Origin of the sequence: Flavobacterium sp. LM4, assembly GCF_002017935.1 — a bacterium.
Classification (GTDB): domain Bacteria; phylum Bacteroidota; class Bacteroidia; order Flavobacteriales; family Flavobacteriaceae; genus Flavobacterium; species Flavobacterium chungangense.
In genome coordinates this window covers 2,592,897-2,617,136 of sequence record NZ_MUFW01000001.1, presented here as the reverse complement: position 1 = coordinate 2,617,136, position 24,240 = coordinate 2,592,897, and the positions used below count along the sequence as shown (strand labels likewise).

The following is a 24,240-nucleotide window of genomic DNA, read 5'->3' as shown; positions in this document are numbered from 1 at the left end:
AACTAACTGACCTTTTCAATATAATAAATTAACCAAGAATGAAGAAAAAAATACACCATCTACTTATCTTTTCATTTTTAGTCCTTCTCTCAAGTTGCAGTAAGGATGCTTATGATGATTACTACGAGCGACCTGACTCTTTAGAACCTCCTATCTACCAACAACTAGAAGCTCGTGGAAATTTTAAAAATCTTCTGGTTTTAATTGAAAAAGCCGGATACAAGGATATCTTAGGTAAAGCAGGATATTGGACCATGATGGCTCCGAATGATGAGGCGTTTACGAAATTTTTTCAAGAGCAGGGTATTTCAGATGTAAATAAAGTTGATGCTGAAACTGCTTCAAAAATTGTAAAATATGCTCTCATATACAATGCTTTCCGTGCAGATCAGCTTTCTGACTATCAATCAGGTACGGGATGGGTTCCGGATAATGCCTTTAGAAGAAGAACTGCCTTTTACGATGGCTTTCAAAACAAAACCATAAACGGTAAACCCATGGTTGTTGTCGGATCTAACAGAAATGGAGGTTATCTTTCAGGAGACAATAATAACAAATATATCTCTTATTTTGAAAAAGAGTATTTTGCCGCAAAGGGATTAACTTCGAATGACTACAATTTTTTCTTTCCAGGTTCAACTTATACCGACTTTAATTTATTAGGTGGAAGTGTAAAAGAAGCAGATATTGTGGCTGAAAATGGAATTATCCACGAAGTTACCAAAGTATCACTTCCTTTGGTAAATTTAGATCAGTATTTAGAAAACAACAGTCAGTACAGTCAATTCCGTAAGTTACTTGAGGACAATCTGGTTATTTATGCATTTAACCAATCTGCTACTACAACCTACCGTAATTTTTCTGGCAAAAACGACGATGTTTATGTAAAATACTATGACCCCACTTTGCCTTATTCCCCTAATAATGAAAACTTTTTAAAGCAGGCAGATAATGATGGGCAGAGTGATGCTTATACCCTATTTGCACCTGATAATACATCTTTACAAAAATTCATTGACGAAGTTTTACTTAAGAACTACCCATCCATTGACAAACTTCCTCAATATATTTTTCAGGATTTATTTAAAGCACACATGGTACAGGGTGCTGTATGGCCATCAAAATTAGGTTCATTTAACAACGGTTTGGATGAAGAATTAAGATTCAACTTAAATACAGATGTAAAAGAAGCCAAAGTATTAAGTAATGGTTTCTTTTACGGAACTAACAAAGTACAGGCGTCAAATTTATTTTACAGTGTGTACACCTCAGCTTATCTGGATCCTAAATTTACTTTAGCTACACGATTGTTTAATGATGGTTCTTCATACAGGGAAATTATCAGCAATATCAATCAAAAATACACCTTGTTTCTACCTTCGGATACAGTATTACGTGGACTTGGATATGAGTACAATACTGCCAGATCCGAATGGAATTATGTTTCTCCAATTAATGGTGCTGCTTTATCTGGAACACCAGCCAGACTGCGTTTACTGCGTGTTTTATACAATTGTATTGTCCCTACTCCTAATGGAGAACTAAATGATTTATCGGGTTCCGGAATTATACGCTCCGGAGACATGGACATTGCCGGCGAATACATCAAATGGAGTAACAATAAGGTTTATGCCGCCGGAAATGAAGTTTTAGAAAACATGGCCAATATTCTTGGATATGAAGACCAGCAAAACGGACGTACTTACTATATTGATAAGCTGCTTGAATTTAGTGAACAGCCCCCGGGAACAGACCTTAGAAATTTAGCTGTGGCAGGGTCAGAATATTTTAATTTCTACAGTTATCTGAAAAATTCGAGTATCGCTTTTGCTGGAGACAAAATTGGAGGAGTAAATATAGGTAATTCTTATACATTTATTGTTCCAAACAATGCAGCCATTATACAGGCTGTGAAAGATGGGAAACTTCCAGGAGATAAAATTACTGGTGCACCTACTTTTGCACCTACATCTTCATTCGAACAATTTCAGGTTGTAGAATTTATACAATACCATATCCTGGTTAATAAAACTGTTTCTGACGACGGACTTGAAGCAGGACAAATTGAAACTTTAAGAAAAGACAGTAAAGATGAAAAAACTTACGTAAGTGTTATGAGTGATACAGGAGTCTTGACTTTTATTGATAACTCAAACAGATCTGCCAACTTCATTGCAAACAAAAGTAACAACTTAGCCGACAGAACCTTAATCCATTTAGTAGACAACTATCTTTTATATACAGAATAAAATGAAACAAAATCTAACCAATTTACTTTACCGTTTTTCATTTGCTTTGATTATTCTGGCAGCACTGCCGTCATTGGCTCAGGATTCTAAAAATGCCTTAGTGCGTGGTCAGATTGTCGACTCAAGTGATAATTTACCAATTCCTTCAGCTACTATCGTTGAACAGGACTCAGAAAATCGTACCGTTGGAGGTGTTTTATCTGACATAGACGGAAATTTTGCAATACATCTAAAAAACCCAAATAATAAATTATTAATTTCAACTATTGGATATAAATCGAAAGTGGTTTCTGTTAACGGCAAAACCACAATAAAAATTGCTTTAGTTTCTACTATAACTTCTTTGGACAACGTTGTAGTTACAGGACAAAAAAAGGTAGAAACCGGACTACTTAACATTGCCGATAGAAATAAAACAACCAGCTCTGTTACTATTAAAGCAGCAGATATAGCTAACTCTCAGGCTGCTTCTATTGATGAGCAATTACAAGGACGTATTGCAGGTGTGGATATTATTTCATCAAGTGGTGACCCTGGTGCAGGAATGCAGATTAAAATCAGGGGAGCTTCTTCAATTTCAGGATCTTCAAGCCCTTTAATCGTTGTTGACGGAATGCCTTATGAAACCTCTATCCCGGCAGATTTTAACTTTGGTACTGCTGATGATGATGGTTATGCAGCATTACTAAATATTGCTCCTTCGGATATTGATACCATCACCATCGATAAGGATGCAGCAGCAACTGCTTTATGGGGGTCACGCGCAGCAGGTGGTGTTATTATCATCAATACGAAGCGTGGTGGAATCAGTGCTCCAAAAATTAGCTACACTTTTGTAGGTACTCGTTCAAAAGTTCCTGATGCAATTCCGATGTTAAACGGAGATCAATACTCACAATTGATTCCGGAAGAATTCATGAACCGAAACGGTGTGCCTTTAAACACACAAAATATTAAAGAATTTCAATACGACCCTCAGGAGGTTTATTATTACAAAAACTATAGTAACAATACCGACTGGACAAAAGCAATATCTCAAATTGGTCTTATACACGATCACAACCTTTCTTTACAAGGCGGTGGACAAAGAGCAAGATATTTCAGCTCAGTAGGGTATTACAACTCTAAAGGAGTAACTATAGGTACTGGCTTTGAACGAATCAGTACTCGTTTAAATTTAGATTATGTAGTTTCAGACCGTATTCGTTTTAAAACTGATATAGCGTATACACATTCCAGTACAGACCGTAATTATGTCAATAATTTTTCGGGTACTGACAAGGATTTACTTAGAAGTGTTTCCTACGGAAAAATGCCAAACATGGGAATTTTTGAATATGATCAATCCGGAGTTCTTACTCCTAACTATTTCTCTCCGGCCCAAAACGTTCAGGGAGGATACCCAAGCACTTATAATCCTGTTGCTATGGCGGAATTTGCTACTAACAATCAGGTAAGTGACAGAGTAGTACCCCATTTTAACATCAATGTTGATATTATACCAAAAAAATTAATCTCAACATTTGATCTACAATTTGATTTTAACAGTACAAAAGCGAAATCTTTTCTGCCTCAAAATGCTACAGGACGTCCAATTACAGAAACAGTAGTTAACAGAGCTTCTGATGTGGATGTTGATATGGCTAATATAACGACCAAAACCAATTTCATTTACACCCCTGATCTTGGTGAAAAACAAAATTTATCGGTACTTTTATCTTTACAATCGAATGATTCCCGTTACGAGTCACATCAGGTAATTACCTCGAACACAGCATCATCTTTACTTACAGATCCATCCAATCCGTCAAGAACACAAAATTCAGAATTAAATTTATATACCAGTAATAGCCAGACAAGAACTGTTGGTAGTTTATTGAATGCGCAATATGGTTTATTAGACCGTTATATTCTAAACGTAGGTTTACGTGCAGATGGTAATTCAAGATTTGGTCAGGAAAACAGATACGGCTTATTTCCTTCGGCATCTGCGCGTTGGAGAATTTCAGGAGAATCTTTTATGAAAAATGTCAGTTGGATTGATGACCTTAGTTTAAGACTTAGTTATGGACAATCAGGAAAAGCTCCTAGGTATGATTACCTTTATTTCAATGTGTATGGAAATTACAGCACAGAATACTTAGGACTTAACGGCGTATATCCTCAAAATATTCAACTGAGTAATTTTCGTTGGGAAACCCTGATTGGAAAAAATTTAGGATTCAATCTTCAAATGTTTAATAAGCGTGTTACACTGGATGCAGAATTTTACAGAAACACCACAAAAGACATGATTTTCCTGGATCTTGATATCACCACCGTTTCTGGATACAGCAAAATGGATCAGAATGTTGGGACTATGGACAACCAGGGATGGGAATTAGGTCTTTTTACTACACCAATTAAATCTGGTAAGTGGAAAGTAGAATTCAATTTTAACATTGCCAGCAATGAAAATATGATTCGTGAAATTTCTCCATATTTCCCTAATGAAAGTGGAAATACGGATCGTAATGGAGAATACAAACGTTTTCTTCAAAAAGACAGCCCTTTTGGATCATTCTACGGATATAAATTCAAAGGAGTTTATACTGACAAGGAAGCAACTCTGGCAAGAGATGCAAATGGAAATGTAATTACAGGTCCAAATGGACAAACGGTGTATATGCGTTTTAATTATCCAAATACCGACTATACTTTTCAACCTGGTGATGCTATTTATGAGGACATCAATAAAGATGGTAACATAGACAGTCGTGATGTGGTATATTTAGGAAACAGTAACCCTAAATTTACAGGTGGATTTGGCCCTAATATAATTTTTAACAACCAGTTCAAATTATTACTGTTCTTTAACTTTCGTATGAATTATGATATTGTAAACGGAACGGATATGACCACAACCAACATGTATGGATGGGGTAATCAAAGTACAGCAACATTATCGAGATGGCGTAATCCTGGTGATGTAACCGAAATGCCAAGAGCAATTTACGGAGCAGGGTATAACTGGTTAGGATCTGACCGATATGTGGAAGATGCTTCTTTCCTTCGACTGCGCTCTGTTACTTTTAGTTATTCTTTTGGAAAGAAACTATTAAAAAGTTTAAGAATGGATGAAATAAGAACTTATGTAACTGCAGACAATTTATATACCTGGACGAACTACAGGGGTCAGGATCCTGAAGTGAGTATGAAAGCCGGAGATCCATTCGGAATTGCTATTGACAACTCCAGAACTCCTCCTACAAGCCGTTTCTCATTAGGTATAACAACACGTTTCTAAATAAAAAAATTATGCGAACTACTATAAAATCCACAATAGCCTTTCTTCTAATTTTTGTTACTGCAACATCATGTGACAACTATTTAGATTTAAAACCTGAAGACGGAATCGTACGTGAGGAATTCTGGAAAACTAAAGAAGACATCCAGGCTGCCGTTATAGGAATCTATTCTTCATTATTAAAAAGACCTCCTGGAGCGCAAATTCCAACAGGGGGAACCGATTATAATATCAGTGAATACTTGTTTATGTATGGAGAAATCAGAGCCGATATGATAACTCCGGGAGGAAATATTACAGAAGAACAAAGAGATATTACAACTTCAAATATCCTGTCATCGAACGATTTGACAAGCTGGGCCGCATTTTACCGTGTTATCAATTACTGTAACACTGTTATTGAACTCGCCCCTGCTGTAAGAAATAGTGATCCAACTTTGACACAAACACAATTGAACAATTTTCTTTCTGAGGCTTTAGCCATCAGAGCCTATATGTATTTTACCCTGGCCCGTACTTTTAAGGATGTACCTCTTAAACTGACTGCAACACTTTCTGACAAGGATAATTTTCAAATAGCAAAAACACCACAAAATGAAATTTTTGCACAAGTTATCAAAGATCTTATTTTAGCTGAAGAGTATGCCGTTGTTGATTATGGAAATACCGCTTCTAATAAAGGAAGAATTACAGTTTATACAATTAATGCTATGCAGGCTGATGTTTATCTTTGGATGGATAAATATGCCGAAGCTCTGGCTGCAGCTACTAAAGTGACTGATTCAGGTAAATTTGAATTAATTCCTGCTTCCAATAGCTGGTTCAACAATGTATTTGCTGTTGGAAATACCACTGAGAGCATTTTTGAGTTTCAATACACGAAACAAAACCTTAATCCGTTTTACGACATGTTTTTTCAAAGACCGGAATTCCTGGCAGCTCCACATGTGATAGAGGATGTATTTGGTATTGACTTTAACAATCCGTTGAACAGGGATGTAAGAGGTGAAAGATGCGCTTTGGTTCCCGGACTTAATTTTATCTATAAGTACACCGGACTTAACAACAATGATTTTAAAACTTCACAAGAATCTGACACACATTGGTTTGTATACAGATATTCAGATGTTTTACTTTTAAAAGCAGAAGCTTTAACGCAATTAGGTGAAGGAGATAAAGCCCTTATTATTATCGATGATATCCGTACCAAACGCAAAGCCATCAGTTCAACTTCACAAACCGTGACTACTACAAGCAAATCAGAAATGACTGATTATATTTTAGCAGAGCGAGCCCGCGAATTTGCTTATGAAGGAAAGAGATGGTTTGATGTTCTGCGAAATGCCCGAAGAAATAATTATGAGCGCTTAGATTTATTGATTAGTATGGCACTGATTAGCGCTCCGGCAGATCAGCAGCAATCTATTATAGCTAAACTTGAGGATCCAAATAGTCATTATTTGCCTATTAATGAATACGAATTATATACTAATAAAGCACTTGTTCAAAATCCATTTTATAAATAATTAAGTCATGAAAAGATACGCTGCATTCCTAAAATTGATGAGACTTACTTTAGTGGTTTTTTTAACCCTGGCATTTCTTAACTGTACTTCTGAAAAAATCAATGAACGAACTGATGAAACAGTAAACATTACTGATTTTTTAAGACAAAATGATGACTATTCCATGTTTCTGGAAATGTTAGAAATTACTAATTATTCTTCATTTATGAATACCTACGGTACTTACACTTTATTCCTGCCAAACAACAATGCGGTAAAAAACTATTTAGCCGATATTGGGGTGGCATCTGTAAAAGATGTACCATTATTAAATTTGCAAGAACTTGTAAAACTGCATATTCTTGACCAGGAAGTAGGCACTACAGCATTTACTGATGGAAAAATTGCAACCCCTAGCCAACAAGGACAATATATTATTACCGGAGCTGCGAATATTGATGGGGCTTCCAGTGTAACTATTAATAAAACAGCCAAAATTACCGCTTCAAATATAAAAGTAGGAAACGGGATAATACATATAATAGATAAAGTATTGCGTGTTGCTGATAAAACTTTAGCACAGACGATTGAAGCAGACCAATCACTTTCGTTATTTACGGAAGCTTTAAAGGCAACAGGATGGTTTGAAAAACTAAATCAGCCGTTAACTTCAACAACTGTTGATGGAAAAACTACACTCTCCGGACATTTAACAGTATTAACTGAAACAAATGAGGTATTCAAAGCGGCAGGTATCAATAGTCTAGCCGATTTAAAAGCAAAATACAGTCATCTAAATGATCCGTTAAATCCTGAAGACAGTCTGAATCTTTTTGTAAGTTACCGTGTTTTACCAAAACTTCAATATTTAGCTGATTTAGCTGTTTCCCCATCATTGGAAACCAAAGCACCACTGGAAGTAATTAGCGTAAAACTGGCTACTGGCAAAATCTTATTAAATGAAGAAACTTTTAATGGTGTTTTAGAAAAAGGAATTCCTGTAAACCGCCCGTCAAGTGATATTACCACTTCTAATGGAGTAGTTCATAGTGTTGAGCAAAATTTCTTTATCAAAAAGAGAAATCCGGCCCCAGTTTATTTTGATTTAGGAGATCAGCCTGAGTTCAGAAAATTAAGTGCCATTTTTAGAAAACCCGGTAATTATGTAGCTCTTGCCAAATCACTATTTACTGAAGTAACATGGGATGGTGTTGATGCCCTTACTTATGTCTGTGCGGCTAAAGGAAGTTCCAGTTATCAGGACCGTGCGTGGAAAGGGGATGTAATCGAGATCTTCCGTTTTAGAAATGGTAATACTCAAAACATTGCTTTTAAAACACCGGTAATTATAAAAGGTAAATATAAAGTTTGGGTATCGTATAGATGGAAATCTCAAAAAAACCCAACTGTCAGAGCTTATTTTGACGGCGTTGCATTGCCTAGGCTGATTAACTTTCAGGAACAGGGCGTTAATAATATTGATGAAAGAGTATTGGAATCACAAGGTTATAAAAGTCATATTGAACCATTTACCAATAGGTTTAACAGCAGGCTTTGCGGTGTTATCGATGTACAAACCACAGGAAGACATACTATAACCTTTGAATCACTTTCGAATCCTGGTGATACCGCCTGGATGGATGTGGTAGAATTCCGTCCAATAAACATGGATCAGCTGTATCCTAGGCTTCAATCTGGTGGAGAAGGTTTTGCTCCGCTACCATAACACAATCAGCCGAAACAAAAGCATCCTAATCAAAAATTTAATCATCCAAAAAATGACCCTATTAAAACTAATTAATAAAAAACTTTTTGTTAGTATTCTGACATTAGCTTTATTTTCGTGCTCTGATCCCTGGTCGGATCGTGAGAATAATGGAGACGACAACCTGAATATTACGCTGAATGAAGCCATCGCCAATACAGCTGAAACATCAAAATTTTCAGAATTGTTAGCACAATCAGGCTATGACAAAATTTTATCGGCTTCAAAAACTTATACCGTTTTTGCTCCTACAAATGAAGCTATGGCTCAGGTTGACGCCTCATTATTAAATACTCCTGAAAAAGTTGTTGCTTTTGTACAAAATCACATTGCACTATCAGCCTATTCCTCTGTAAGGAAAGATGCCTCTGAGAAAATCAAAATGCTTGGCCCTAAATATTTGTTATTTAAAGGTAATGCAACAATTGGTGATGCCACTATTGTTACCGCCGATAAATATGCTGCAAATGGTGTTTTTCATATTATCAACCGTTCACTTGCACCAAAAAAGAATATTTGGGAATACATCAATTCGCAAACAGCTTCTTCTTCAATGAGTAATTATCTGGTAAGCCTAAATGAATTAAACATTTACGATTCTGACATTACTGCAAAAGAAAATGCTGTACCTGGGGTGCTTGCAGATTCCTTAAGTAATTCTTTTTTAAAAAATGTATACAATGTAAACAACGAAAAGAACTCTTACACACTATTTTTAATTGAAGATGAAGGTTATAATGCTGAAGTAGATAAACTCAGGCCGTATCTAAATAAATCTACTGCAGATTCTACCACAACATATTCCAGCTATTTCACGGTGAGGGATATGGTTTTTCCTAAAGCGTATATGCCAAATGAATTACCAGACAAATTAACTTTAACTACCCGTTTTGGAGTGAAAGTAGAGATAGACAAAACCCAAATTGTGGGAGAACCTGTTGTTTTGAGTAACGGGATCGTTTACCGCATGAAAAAAGTAGATGTTCCGTTGACTGATCGCTTAGTTACCACTAAAGTAGAAGGAGAAGATAATACTTCTTTCTCCCCATCTAACCTACGCAGCAAGATTTTTTATCGTGAACAAAAGGATCTCAACAACATTTTTTTCAAAGATGTTATGGTATACAATTCGGGAGCCACATACTTTCAATTGAATTATAAAGCAACTGATTTATTTAGTACTACTTACAAAGTCTACTGGAGAGCTGTTAATATTAATAACTACAGTTCAACGGCTACTGTTTTTCAGCAAAGATTAGTTTTAGGAACTGTCATAAGGGATAATGTGATTTATTTTAATGAAGCTTTCAAAGATTTTGGTTTTAAAAATGTTGAAATTGGAGTTTACACTGATGTATATTTAGGAGAATTCACCTTAACAAACGCTCAGGACATAGACAAGATTACTCTTTTTGGAGCCAATACAACTACAGTAGGTAATAACACCATGATCCTTGATTATTTAAAATTTGTTCCTGTCGTTAAATAATATTTTATAAAAATAGATATGTTAAAAAATTTACAACTAACCTGTGCAATAAGCATCTTCTTTGCCGGAAGCCTTAGTGTATCCCTATATGCTCAAAACGTTCAGGATTCAACTGCAACTACTGTAACTGCTCCTAAAATAAAAAAGGGAATAATAGTAAAAGGTATTGTTAAAGATGCCAAAACTAAAGCAGGTTTATCAGGGATAAATGTAGTAGTTAAAGACTTTTCTGCAGCCATTACCAATGATGACGGTAGTTTTGAAATCAATGTACCTGATTTACAAGCGCTGTTGACTATAAGCGGACAGGAATTTCAAACCAAAGTCTTTCCTCTTAAAAACAGAAATTCAGATTTAGAAATATTTTTGTACGAAGCGTATTATTCTCCTATTTACCAAATAGCCAATTTACCTACCGGAACTGAATTCCAGTACGGAAGCACCAAAGCGGTAAATGTGGTTAATTTTAAAACCAATCAATGGTCCAGTCCCATTAAAGAATCTGTTGGCGATTTTCTTCAGGGAAGAGTAGCCGGGCTTAACAGTATTAGAAGATCCGGAGTTCCGGGATCAGGTGCTTATTTAAACCTTCGCGGTTTTACTTCTTTGTATGGAACAAATAAACCGTTGATTATTGTTGACGGAATGATTTATGACGATGAAGATTATGGTTCAGGAATTATACAAAACAATTCTTCCTCTCCTTTGGATAATATTGATGTAAAAGACATTGAAAACATCACTGTCCTTAAAGATGACAGTGCGCTGTATGGAGCCAAAGGAGCGAATGGTGTCCTTATTATCAATACCACTCGTCCGACTGAACTGACTACAAAAATTGACTTTACCATGTATGGGAGTGCTAATCAGACCCCTGACCAATTACCGGTTATGGGTGCAGATGCCTACCGTACACATATTTCGCAGTTAGAAGCTACTCGCGGACTTTCTCAGGATCAAATTGCGGCTCTTCCGTATATGAATGACAATCCTCTGCTTCCGGGATATTACAAATATCATAATGAAACCAACTGGCAGGATAAAATTTTCAAGTCGAGTGTTAGCCAAAACTATTTCCTTAAAGTGCGTGGAGGGGATGATATTGCAAAATATGGTTTGTCTGTGGGATATCTTAATAATCAGGGAATTGTTGAAAACACCGAATCAAAACGTTACAGTACCCGTTTAAATGCAGCTTTGCGTTTAACTGAAAAGCTTTATGTAGATGCCAACATGTCTTTTATCAATAATCTTCAGGAACAGAGAGATCAGGGATTTGCTTACAAAACTAGTCCAATTTATCTGGGTCTTACAAAAGCACCTTTTTTAGCAGCCAATGCTATAGATGATGCCGGAAATGTTTCTCCAAACCTGGCAGATACGGATGATTTTAATGTCAGCAATCCAAGAGCTATACTAAATGACGGAATTGGAACCAATAAAAACTATCGTTTCTTTGGAAACCTGAATTTTAAATATACAATTAATAATGCATGGAATGTAAATACCCTTTTTGGACTTACTTACAACAAAGAGCGCGAAATTTTCTTTATTCCGGACAAAGGAGTAGCCGATGTTATTCTCCCTACTGCAATAGCTAAAAACCGTTCCGGTAGTGAGGTACAAATTTTAAACAGCATTTATACTGATACTTACGCCAATTACTTTAAGAAATTTAAGGATGATCAGCAAGTAGATGTTCGTTTTGGTTTTAGAACACAAAGTAATCATTCTGAAAGTGATTTAGGTTTGGGATACAATTCTGCTACTGATGATTTTACAAGCGTAGGAGCCGGATCTAACCTATTGCGCCAGGTTGGAGGAGCTTTAGGAGAATGGAATTGGCTAAACATATATGCCAGTGCAAATTACAATTACCATAATAAATACTTCCTGACAACCAGTTATGCTGTTGATGGTTCAAGCCGTTTTGGAGATAAAGAGAACGGGAATAATAAGTTCTCTCTTATGACAGCTATAACAGGAGCATGGATGGTTTCTGCTGAAAATTTCATGAAAAATTCAAAAGCCATTGATTATTTAAAATTAAGAGGAACCATCAGTGAAGGCGGAAATGACGATATCGGAAATTTTACAGCTCAAAAATATTATGTTTCACAAAACTTATTGGGCGTACAAGGCTTGGTAAGTGGTAACATTGGAAATCCACACCTGCAGTGGGAAACCGTCAAAAAATTTAATGTTGGTGCTGACTTAGGTTTGTTTAATGAACGTATTAACGTTTCTATGGATTTTTACAGAAAGAAAACAGAGGACATGATTGTTTATGAATCTGTTAGCAATGTAACCGGTTTTGATTATGTAGTTTCAAACAGTGGTCAAATGAAAACTTTAGGGGCAGAATTATCTTTGAATAGCCGTGTAATAAGCTCACCAGATTTTACTTTTGATTTTGGACTGAATTTAGCCACATATAAAAATAAGGTACAAACCCTTCCAAATGGTGATATCCTAACTCAGTTCGGTGGAGCGACATATATCACCTCCGTAGGAAATGATGCTAATTTATTTTATGGTTTAAAAACTAATGGTGTATATTCTACTACTGCAGATGCCAACGCTGACGGATTTTCAAAACGTTTAAGTAATGGTCAATTAGTTCCTTTTGCCGGTGGAGATATGCGGTTTACAGACACAAACGGTGATAAAGTAATTGATGATAAAGACCGTATGATAATTGGTAATCCAAACCCGGATTTAACAGGAAGCATTACAACTAATTTTACCTATAAACGCTTCAGCCTACAGGGACTATTTACTTTTTCAGTAGGAAACGACCTTTATAATGGGGTACGCTACAACCTTGAAAAGATGAGTGGATACGAAAACCAAAGTACTGCTATAGCAAACCGCTGGAGAGCCGAGGGACAACAAACTGATATACCAAAAGCTACATGGGGAGATCCTATGGGAAATGCCAGTTTTTCTGACCGATGGATCGAAGACGGTTCTTACTTAAGGTTAAAAACTTTAGTATTGGGTTATGATTTTAATGTCGAAAAAATGAATTATATAAAAGCCATAAAAATTTATGCTACTGCCAATAACTTGTTTACACTGACAGATTATCTGGGCTATGATCCAGAATTCAGTGCGACCTCATCTATATTTGGGCAGGGTGCAGATATCGGATTAGCACCTCAGTTTACAAGTTTTCAATTAGGATTACGTTTAGGCCTTTAATTATTTTACACTTAGATAAGAATACAGATGATGACAATTAGTATAAAAACAAAAAAAAGCATTCTATTAGGGATACTGGCTCTAACATTTAGCCTGAATTCCTGCTCTGACTATCTGGATGTGCAGCCTGAAGACAAGCTTATTGAAGAGCAAATGTATCGTAATATATATGATGCTGATGCCGCTGTAATGGGGGTTTACGGAAAATTTATGGCACTTGCAGAGAAAAACGTTATTTTGAATGAAATGCGTGCTGACCTGATGACAACAACCAGAAATTCAAGTCCATACCTTAAAGAAATTTCAGAACATAATGTTTCAGCTGACAACCCGTATGCCAATCCTAAAGATTTTTTTGTGGTGATTCAAAACTGTAATAATGTGCTTAAAAATTTCGATATGATGCTCGAAAAAAAGCGTTTTACTCAGGAACAGTATGACCAGCGTTACTCTGATGTGGGAGCAATTCGCAGCTGGGTTTATCTTCAGTTAGGAATTCACTATGGAAACATTCCTTACATCACAGAACCTATTGAAACAATAGAAGATGCAAAAAACATTTCTAAATATCCCCGCATACCATTTAATCAATTATTAGATCAATTGATTTTATTTACCGAAAATTTGCCTTATAAGGATTTATATGCTTCAGGAAGTTCTTTGGTAATTACCATTGACGGCTACAATACAGCTAAATTCTTTATCAACAAAGAATGTTTGCTGGGTGATTTACATCTTTGGAAAGGAAATTACAATGCTGCTGCTATACATTACAAAAATGTTATGGAAACCGGAACTAAAGGAGGTACAGATACAGAACTATATAATACTTACAGGGTAAAATTTGCAGAGGTTACAACGCATGACGATTTAGCGGTTGGTTATTTAAGATATTCTGAACAAGACGCTACAACCTTAATTAATAGCAATACACAAGGCTGGAGATCCATTTTTGCCAGGGACAGAGATGCATTATGGAACACAGAATGGATTTGGTCTTTGCCTTTCGAAAATAATTTTGCTCCTAAAAACCCATTTATCGCTTTATTTTCGAGCAAAAATGGCGATTATCTAGTCAAACCATCCAACACAGCTATTGCTCTATGGGACAATCAGAAACAAAGTAATGATATCCCTTACGATGCACGTGGACCAAAATTTACCTATAATATTATAAATGGCGATCCCGTAATTATGAAATACCTTTACAGCAGTGAAGCAGTAGCTACAACCGGAATTGCTAATACAAAAGGGCAATGGTTTTTATACCGTGCAGCTAAATTACATCTGCGTTATGCAGAAGCTGCCAACAGAGATAACCAGCAAAAAGTAGCGTATGCCATTTTAAACAATGGTATAAGAAGAGCTTATACTCCAAGTCCTGCACCTACAGATGTTACTGATGTACAGCAAACCAAATTGCCATTCCCATATGATTTCGATGCCCGTATGGGGGATTATCCATTTTATAGAGCAAACTGGCATCGTAATGATGGAATTCGTGGCCGTGCTTTCATGAAATTTGTCGGAGCAGTTGGAGATGATGTAATTACGACCGAAAACAATATTATTCAGGAAGACGCATTAGAATTAGCTTACGAAGGAAACCGTTGGGAAGATTTGGTTCGTGTAGCTTTACGCCGAAATGATCCATCGTTTTTAGCTGAAAAAGTATACCAAAAACTGAACAGTGAAGGAAACAGTAAAGCAGACGAAGTACGTTCTAAACTGATGAACGTTAACAATTGGTATTTGCCATTTAATTGGTAAAACTATTTTTAGAGAGGCTTATAGATATTGAAATATTTATAAGCCTTTTTTATACAAAAAATAAAGCTTTAAGCTTTAATAATAAAAAGATTAAACCTTTTTATATCAAATAAAGTATTGTATTTAGTAGTTTAATTTTTATCTAATTTAAAAACCATTTTTATGAAAAAGAATACTGTTTTATTGATGTTATTATTATGTGGTGTATTTAGTACCCTATCTGCTCAGAGTGTTTTACGCTGGTCAGTACATACACCCGATGGTGAAGCTACCTTAAAAATTAAAATAGACGGTGTTGTTGTTGTAAATGTACAGCAGGCACAATATGCTTCTTCACAGAGCGGGATCATACAGGTTGACAATTATTCAACAATTGAATATGAAGCGACTACCAGTGGTGCACCATTACTTTGTGCTGCCACTGAAACACTCTTAGTTCCTGGTTGGATTGCCAGCTGTTATGATGCGAATGGCAATTTCATAGACCCTTATATTTATTCAGAATCCTGGTCATGGACTGCTTATGATGATGATTATACAATACAATTATCCACTATCCCAAATAACTCATAAAAACTCATATTAACAAAAAAAGCGGTTGTATCCTTTAAAAGGTTTTACACCCGCTTTTAATAATATTTTTTCAACACTTTCCTGTGGAATTTTACAAAAAAGAAAGTTTTATATTTATTTTACTATCATTTAAAAATCCAAAACAAAATCCTTTGAAGCACATTTGTTGAAAAAAGCAGCATTAAATTTATACAGTTTATCTCCTTTTTCAGAAACATTTTCTTTTTTTTCTTTCAAAGGGACTACTACTTTCTGCTTTAAAAAATTTCTGCTAAAACTATCCTTATCCGTTTCTATGCCCAAAATTCCCTTATAAAGATTCATTAATTCTGATATCGTAAATTTCTCCGGCAGAAGATTAAAATCAACAGGAGACTCACGAACACATTTTTCTAACTGATACAAACTATAATCTAAAATTAAATTGTGATCCTGAATTAAATCAGGTACATCTGTAATCATAAACCATCTTTGGTATAAATCAACTACACCAAATTTCACCCGATAATCTTCAATATTAATAACCGTGTAATATCTTAAAGTTTGAGAATTTGTACCGGCTCCCTCTGTCAGCTGTTTCAGGAACACATTTTCAAAATTACCAAATTCATTCAGTAAATCCAGGGCAGTCTCATCTGCTTTTTTAGCATCCTTAGCAATTCCGGATATAAGCCCCCATTTTGTCCCTACTCCTTTATTCCCCTTAGATAAGAGCACCTTAAGGCTTCCGTTATCATAACCGAAAACAACACAATCAATCGTGACCTCATTCATAATTAATCGTTTTAGTATTAATAAAATAGTATTGACAATATGTAAATAAAATTTGCTAAAAAGAACTCTTTATAACATTTGTCGTCACAAACTTATTCGATTAAAATAAAATAACCATCCTGAACCGTGCTGGTACACGGAAATTTTAATTTCATTTACAATATGAAGAAATACAAGGATTGGGAAGACTTTTATGAAAATTGTATAATCTAAAACTCGTATAAAAAAAACTCCAAAATCAATTTGACTCTGGAGCTACTTTTATTAGAATGCATTCTAAAAAATCAATGACATATCGTGCCAAACTTCTCCGCCATGAACAGATTGGGAAACTCCAAAATCAGCAAATCCAAAACGTTGATAATATTGGATTAAATGTGATTTACAAGTCAGGATAACCCCGTTACGCCTTTCCTTTTTAGCCTGCATAATCAAATGGTTCATGAGCTGGCCAGCATAACCCTGATTGCGATATTCTGGTGCCACAGCAATCCCAAAAACACTTTGCCATTTACCATTTTTATCGTGTAATGAGGCTTCTCTAAACAATGTATCACTTATGGTATTTTGATTCGTAACCATTCCGTTTACAAAGCCAATTAACTTTCCCTCAGCTTCCAGAAGCCAAAAATGCTCTGGATAGATTTGAATTCTTTTTGTAAATGATTCTTTTGATGCTGCCTCTTTAGGCGGAAAACAAATATTTTCAATTTCAGTAATAACATCAAGATCGTTTAAAGTAGCATTTCTAAAAGTTATCATAGTTTTAAAATTTTAGCAAAATTAAACAAAGTCCTGTTTTAAACAATAAGCCTGCAAATTCAAAATGATTTTGCAGGCTTCTGTTCTATTTATAAAACAAACCAATCTCTCACATCTTCTGCAATCGTTTCTTCTGCCATAAGATTTTCAAATTCATTTGTTGACGGATTATACTGATACTCTTTTTGCCACTCTTCATAACAAAGCGCCACTTTTTGAATGGCATTACAAATAAACAATAGCTCTTCGTCTTTCAATGTCGGATGGAGCGATAGTCTCACCCAGCCCGGCTTATTGATTAGGTTTTTCTGAAGAAGTTCATTGGTCATCATTTTAGACTTTTCCTCACCTAAATCAAACAAATAATGTGCATACGTACTGGCACATGACCAGCCACCACGAACCTGGATTCCGAAACGGTCATTTAAAAGACGGACGATTAAATTGTAATGGATGTTTTCTATTGTAAAAGAAACACAGCCAATTCGTTCGCTTTTCAAATCGCCCAAAATGGATAAACCATCCACTTTTTGAAGTTCCGAATAACAGAGATCCAACAACTCTTTCTCTCTTTTTTGAATCTTCTTTACGCCCATCTGTTCTTTCAGTTCCAGACATAAAGCTGTACGCATCACCTGCAGAAACCCCGGAGTTCCGCCATCTTCTTTTACTTCTATTGCATCACTGTAATCATAGCCGCCCCACGGATTCGTGTATTTTACATTTCCTCCGCCCGGATTATCCGGAAAATTAGCTTTATATAGCTTCTCATTAAAAACCAAAACCCCACAGGTTCCGGGTCCGCCTAAAAATTTATGAGGCGAAAAGAAAATCGCATCCAATTGCTCTTCAGTCTCTTTTGGATGCATATCGATTTTGACATAAGGTGCCGAAGCTGCAAAATCGACAAAACATAAACCTCCGTGCTGATGCATGATTTTTGCCAGTTCATGATACGGAGTGATAATTCCGGTAACGTTGGAACAGGCCGTAAAAGAACCGATTTTCAAAACTCTGTTTTCGTATTTTTTAAGTTCTGATGCGAGTATTTTCGGATCAACCAAATTGTTTTCACCTGCCGGCAGAATCACCACATCGGCAATGGTTTCATACCACGGAACCTGATTGGAATGATGCTCCATGTGGGTGATAAAAACCACCGGTCTTTCATCATCAAAATTCAGTTTTACATTGTAGATGTTATCCGCAGACCGCAATCCCATGATACGCTGTAACTTATTTAAAGCTGCTGTCATTCCGGTTCCGGTGGTAACCAAAACATCGGATTCATTGGCATTCACATGTTTTTTAATCAATTCTCTTGCATACTGATAAGCATAAGTCGATGCCTTACCGGTTTCACTTGAAAAAGAATGCGTATTGGCAATCATCGGACCTATTTTATTAAGCATAATATCCTCAATCGGGATGTACAATCTTCCGCTGGCAATCCAATCGGCATAATATAATTTTTGTCTCCCGTAAACCGATTCGAAAGTATGGTTCACTCCTATTATATTTCCTCTAAATTTAGAAAAATGCTGTTCTAATTCGGTTGTTTTTAAAGTAATTTCCATTTCATTTATTATTTAAAAGCATTTACTTTTTAAAGTTCCGGATTCCGGACTGCAGCCAGTTGTAATATGCTGTAATATCAGGATTGTACGCAGAAGGTTCCGTCAGATTAGCACTATTATGATCTACAATTACATAAAAAGGCTGTGCATTGGCTTTATAAGTCTTAATTTGAAGATCACTCCATTTATTACCAATCGTTTTGATTTTTTTTCCTGTTGTTTCAGAAACATACTGCTCACTTTCCGGTAAGTCTTTTTTATCATCTACATACAATGAAATCAGTACAATATCATTTTTTAAAACGCCTAAAACTTTTGGATCAGACCAAACCAGTTCTTCCATTTTTCGGCAGTTTACGCATGCATATCCTGTAAAATCCAACAAAACCGGTTTTCCTGCTTTTTTAGCGAATTTCATTCCATTGTCATAATCATGAAACGTGATGATATTGTGCGGACCATATTCTGCGCCTTCAGGCAATGCTTCTTTGCTGGCTGTTTCTGCCTTTCCACCGCCAATACCGTTTGGAGATTCACTGTAATGCACTGCCGGCGGAAATCCGCTGATGAGTTTTAAAGGTGCGCCCCAAAGTCCCGGAATCAGGTAAATAGTAAAAGTTAAAACAATCAATCCAAGACTTAATCTCCCTACCGAAATATGATTTAACGGAGAATCGTGCGGCAGCGTAATTTTTCCAAATAAGTAAAATGCCAAAACGCCAAAAACAGCAATCCAGATGGCAAGAAAAACTTCTCTTTCCAGCCAGTGCAATTGTAAAACCAAATCGGCATTGGATAAAAATTTAAAAGCCAGAGCCAATTCTAAAAATCCTAAAACCACTTTTACAGTATTTAACCATCCGCCTGATTTTGGCAAAGCATTCAGCCAGCCCGGGAAAGCAGCAAACAATGAAAATGGTAATGCAATGGCAATTGAGAATCCTAACATCCCGACAATCGGGGCAATTCCTCCTTTTGATGCTGCTTCAACTAATAGTGTGCCTACAATTGGCCCCGTACACGAAAATGACACAATTGCTAAAGCCAAAGCCATAAAGAAAATCCCGATCAATCCTCCTCTGTCTGCCTGAGAATCCACCTTGTTTGCTAATGCATTTGGAAGCATAATTTCGAAAGCACCCAAAAATGAAATTGCAAAAACAACCAATAAAACAAAGAAAATCAGGTTGAACCAAACATTTGTAGAAAGTGCATTCAATGAATCGGCACCAAAAACAGCCGTTACAATCGACCCCAACAAAACATAAATAACTACGATTGAAAATCCGTAAATCAGAGCATTTCTAATTCCGGCTGCTTTCGTTTTACTTTGCTTGGTAAAATAACTTACCGTCATTGGAATCATCGGGAAAACACAAGGTGTCAGTAAAGCCGCAAATCCTGATAAAAAAGCAAGAATAAAAATGCCTAAAAAACCTCTTGACTGACTTTTTTTAGCTGGTTTAATAACCTCTTTTACGGTTTTATCTTCTGTCACAACAGCTGTTTTTTCTTCAACTGTAATCGTATCACTATTAACAACTGCAGTATTTTTGGCTACAGCCAATTTCTTTGAATTCGGGATTTTAAACGATAATTCTTCTGACGACGGAGGCAAACAATTACTGTCATCGCAAACCATAAAATCAACGTCTGCTGTAACGTTCAGAATTTCATCCGAAGTAAATTTGATTTTTTGAGTAAAAACCGCTTTATCTTCAAAATATTTAATTTTCATATCGAAGATTTTATCGACCGTTTCATGGCCTTTATCTTCGGTAGTTTTACCAATTAATTCGAAATTTTTTTGTGCATTTTTAAAGGTAAAAGCGGTTGGCGACGGCCCGCCTTCTTCGATATATTGTCCGTACAAATGCCAGCCGGATTGTATTATCGCCTGAGCTTTTAAAATATATTCTTTATCCGAGATTTTCTCAACCGAAGTACTCCATTTTACCGGATTGTACATTTGGGCAAACATACTTCCCGAAAGAAGTAACAATAATGCAATTAGGATATTTTTCATTTGTTTGATTTGATATTTAAAAAAAAGAGCTGCTTGCCGACAGCCCTTAAAAGTCTCTCATAGAAAATGGCTTACTAATTCAGTTTCTAAAAATGAAATAATGAAAGACTTGTAGATTTTGTTTCAAGTTTCAGGTTGAGAGAACTTTGTCAAAGTTTAAAATTTTGACAAAGTTTTACAACCCTATTGATTACACTCATTTTTGTCATCCTGAGGGACGAAGGATCTCCGTAAGTAGCTCGACAAGATTAGCGATTTACTTTACGGAGTTTCTTGCGAAGATTCATCATTCCTCGGAATGACGTAGATTGCGATTAAAACAATTATAACATTATTTCAACGGATTTCCGCTTTGATCAAGCGAACCAGATTTAATGATGATCATTTTGTCTAACTGAATGTACTTTTTAATAGCATCATTAACCTGTTGCAAAGTCACTTTTTCAATATCTTTTGGATATTGGTCGATGTAATTTGGCTCCTGTCCTCTCTCGATAAAACTCAAAATCGTTCTTGCCATTCCGCTTGTGGTAGACATTCCAACTTTAAAACTTCCGATTAAATTGGTCTTCTTATTTTCTAATTCTGTTGCAGTAATGCCCTCCTTTACCCATTTATCAATCTGAACCATCGTAGCATCCAGTCCTTTTTGAAATAAAGAGGGATTGAAAGAAGCATTCACCATCCAGTAACCCCCGGTTTGGATATTTCCTCCTAAGCCAGATGAAATGCTATATGTTAAGCCATCATTATCCCTAACGGTCTGCATCAAACGACCTGCAAAACCGGCACCTAAAGTGTAATTTCCAATGTAAAACGGAATATAATCTGCATCGGCTCTTTTTAAACCTGTGTACTGACCAATATACAATTCGGCACTTGGCTTTTCAGGAATTGTAACTACTTCTGTTTTTGAAGCTATTTTTACGGCATCCTCAAATTTTAAAGTTTCAGAAACGCCACCATTCCAGTTCTTGAATGATTTTTTCAAAGAAGCATTTAAATTAGCCCCATCTGTATCTCCAACAATTACCAAATGCATAGAGGCAGGACCGAAATATTTTTTATGAAACGCTTTTACTTCTTCTAAATTTGCATTTTTGATGTTGGCTAAATCTTCTTCAACGCTTAGGCTATAATTTGGATTTCCTTTTGGATAAATTGCCTGAGAAAGCGCAATATCACCTCTTTCGCCCGGATCATTTAAATTTTGCTGAGCATTTCCTGTAAACTGCTGTTTGAGGTTTTCGAATTCTTTCAGGTCAAATAAAGGATTGCGGATTTCTTCTGCCAATAAAGCAACAACCTGATCTAAATCTTTTTTAAGACATTTAAATCCGATACTTATTTTGGTTGTAGAAGCGCTTACATTTAAGTTCACCCCTAACTTTTGAAGTTTTTCAGAGAATTTAAATTTATCATTCAGCGTAGTTCCTTTTGATAACATAGAAGCTGCTAAAGAAGAAACCATTGGATTTTTAGTCTCATTAACAAAATTCCCTAATGAAATACTTGCTGCAACTGTCACAAAATCTTTTGCAGATGTTTTTACCGAAACCACATCGATTCCGGCTACTTTTTCTCTTTTGAAAGCCGAAGCTGTTTTTTCAGTTACACTTGCATCTAAAGCAATTTCTGATGTATTATTATTTTGTATTGAAATTTCAGAAGAAGTTTCTTCATGCGAATGTCCGCCTTCCGGATGTCTGTAATAAAAAGGACCGTTTTCAGGCATGAAATTATTCGCCTGAGCCGCATCCTGATTTTGAGCACCGGATTGTTTCGGAATAAAATAGCCCGTTGTACTTTGATCTTCAACCAAATATTGCTGAGCTACGCGTAAAACATCCGCCGGGGTTACTTTTTTCAATCGGTTAACACCGGTTACAAAGTCTGTCCAGTCGCCTGAAGCGATAGCTTCGTTTAATTCTGAAGCAATAACACCAGAACCGTCGCGCGCTAAAATAGTCTGTGCACTAATTTTGGCAACCACTCGGTTTACCTCATCCTGAGTTACACCTTCTTTCTGGATTTTAGCAATAACTTCGCTTATTTTAGCGTCGATATCTTCGTGTTTTGATGTTGTTGGAAAACCAACCCCAATGGTAAAAAGACCAACTTCTTTAAAATTTGTCGCACTTGCATAAGCGTAAATTCCCATACGGGTATCTACAAAAGTTTTGTTCAAAATTGCTGAAGGCCCTGATCCGATGATTTCGCCTAAAATATTCAAAGCCGGTAAATCTTCATGCAAAGCCCCCGGAATTTTATACGCTTTATTTACAACACCTAATTCACCCGGTTTTCTAACCACAATTTTACGCGCGCCGTATTGCTGTGGCTCTTCGGTATAAGGCTGAGGTAATGTATGAGGTGCTTTGGTAATTCCACCGAAATATTTTTCGATCAATTCAAAAACATTCTCTTTTTTAAAATCACCGATTATCGTTAAAGTTGCATTATCCGGCCAGTAATAGGTATTATAGAAATTACGCAAAACCTCAATTGGTGCTTTTTCAATATCCGATTTCCAACCGATTGTTGAATGATGATACGGATGTGCAATGTAAGCTGAAGCCCAGATTTCTTTATCCAATAAGCTATTTGGATCGTTTTCACCACGTTCAAATTCATTGCGCACAACCGTCATTTCAGCTTCTTTATCTTCTTTGGTCAATAAAGAATTGCGCATTCTGTCGGCTTCAATTTGTAATGCTAATCCAATTTTGTCACTTGGCAGGGTTTCAAAATAATTGGTTCTGTCGTACCACGTTGTGGCATTTAATTGTGCTCCGGTATTTTGAAGCACATCCGTAATTGTCGTACCGCTTTTTTTATTGAAAGTAGGTGTTCCTTTGAACATTAAATGCTCCAAAAGATGCGTCGATCCCGTGTTTCCTAAAACTTCATGTTTGGAACCTACACGATATACAATTTGCACCGTTGCCACTGGCGAAGCATTGTCCTGTAAAAGCAAAATATTCATTCCGTTGGGCTGGTACAAATATTCTTCAATTCCGCCTAACTCTTTTATTTTCTTAAAGTTATCTGATTTTCCCTGTGCTGAAACCAGCGTACAGAAAGCAAGTGAACAATAGCCCAGAAAGATGTATTTTTTCATTGTGTTTGATATTTTTATGAAGAAATTTATAATTCGTTATTTAGATTTAAACACATAGAATCATAGTTTTTGTAACCGTGAAAAGACGTTTCACTTATTCAAAAAAACATAGCTATGTGTTGAGAAATATGTTTCTCTT

Annotated in this window: 13 protein-coding genes; 8 read left to right on the top strand and 5 right to left on the bottom strand. The window is 36.0% G+C overall.

Annotation, left to right across the window (positions count from 1 at the left end; genetic code table 11):
- The first annotated feature begins 38 nt into the window (after positions 1–38).
- The 8 genes from BXU10_RS11685 to BXU10_RS11650 all read left to right on the top strand — a co-directional run bounded on the left by BXU10_RS11685 (position 39) and on the right by BXU10_RS11650 (position 15,841).
- Positions 39–2,249 carry a fasciclin domain-containing protein gene (locus tag BXU10_RS11685; RefSeq protein ID WP_078227480.1) on the top strand — a complete coding sequence of 737 codons (2,211 nt, stop codon included), beginning with the start codon at positions 39–41 and terminating at the stop codon, positions 2,247–2,249.
- A gap of 1 nt (position 2,250) precedes the next feature.
- Positions 2,251–5,535 carry a SusC/RagA family TonB-linked outer membrane protein gene (locus BXU10_RS11680; protein ID WP_078227479.1) on the top strand — a complete coding sequence of 1,095 codons (3,285 nt, stop codon included), beginning with the start codon at positions 2,251–2,253 and terminating at the stop codon, positions 5,533–5,535.
- An 11-nt stretch (positions 5,536–5,546) separates the two neighbouring features.
- Positions 5,547–7,061, top strand: a complete 1,515-nt coding sequence (locus BXU10_RS11675) for a RagB/SusD family nutrient uptake outer membrane protein (RefSeq protein ID WP_078227478.1) — start codon at positions 5,547–5,549, stop codon at positions 7,059–7,061.
- 7 nt (positions 7,062–7,068) lie between these two features.
- Complete coding sequence (locus BXU10_RS11670; RefSeq protein ID WP_078227477.1) at positions 7,069–8,766, top strand: fasciclin domain-containing protein; 1,698 nt, start codon at positions 7,069–7,071, stop codon at positions 8,764–8,766.
- A 52-nt stretch (positions 8,767–8,818) separates the two neighbouring features.
- Complete coding sequence (locus tag BXU10_RS11665; protein WP_078227476.1) at positions 8,819–10,294, top strand: fasciclin domain-containing protein; 1,476 nt, start codon at positions 8,819–8,821, stop codon at positions 10,292–10,294.
- A gap of 18 nt (positions 10,295–10,312) precedes the next feature.
- Positions 10,313–13,498: a SusC/RagA family TonB-linked outer membrane protein gene (locus BXU10_RS11660; protein ID WP_078227475.1), complete on the top strand. Its 3,186-nt coding sequence runs from the start codon at positions 10,313–10,315 to the stop codon at positions 13,496–13,498.
- Positions 13,499–13,525: 27 nt separating this feature from the next.
- Positions 13,526–15,268: a RagB/SusD family nutrient uptake outer membrane protein gene (locus BXU10_RS11655; RefSeq protein WP_078227474.1), complete on the top strand. Its 1,743-nt coding sequence runs from the start codon at positions 13,526–13,528 to the stop codon at positions 15,266–15,268.
- 162 nt (positions 15,269–15,430) lie between these two features.
- A complete protein-coding gene (locus BXU10_RS11650) occupies positions 15,431–15,841 on the top strand; it encodes a hypothetical protein (protein ID WP_078227473.1) in 411 nt (136 codons plus the stop codon).
- Between the two features lie 129 nt (positions 15,842–15,970).
- Here the strand turns inward: BXU10_RS11650 and BXU10_RS11645 are convergent, their stop codons facing one another.
- The 5 genes from BXU10_RS11645 to BXU10_RS11625 form a co-directional block, all read right to left on the bottom strand.
- A complete protein-coding gene (locus BXU10_RS11645) occupies positions 15,971–16,615 on the bottom strand; it encodes a hypothetical protein (RefSeq protein ID WP_078227472.1) in 645 nt (214 codons plus the stop codon).
- A gap of 276 nt (positions 16,616–16,891) precedes the next feature.
- Positions 16,892–17,377, bottom strand: a complete 486-nt coding sequence (locus tag BXU10_RS11640; protein WP_078227471.1) for a GNAT family N-acetyltransferase — start codon at positions 17,375–17,377, stop codon at positions 16,892–16,894.
- Positions 17,378–17,466: 89 nt separating this feature from the next.
- Positions 17,467–18,954, bottom strand: coding sequence for an aminotransferase class V-fold PLP-dependent enzyme (locus BXU10_RS11635; protein WP_189328083.1), 1,488 nt, complete (start codon positions 18,952–18,954; stop codon positions 17,467–17,469).
- A 22-nt stretch (positions 18,955–18,976) separates the two neighbouring features.
- The gene (locus tag BXU10_RS11630) at positions 18,977–20,980 is read right to left on the bottom strand and encodes a cytochrome c biogenesis protein CcdA (RefSeq protein WP_078227469.1); all 2,004 of its coding nucleotides are present in this window, start codon (positions 20,978–20,980) and stop codon (positions 18,977–18,979) included.
- Between the two features lie 331 nt (positions 20,981–21,311).
- A complete protein-coding gene (locus tag BXU10_RS11625; protein ID WP_078227468.1) occupies positions 21,312–24,101 on the bottom strand; it encodes a pitrilysin family protein in 2,790 nt (929 codons plus the stop codon).
- Positions 24,102–24,240: the final 139 nt, after the last annotated feature.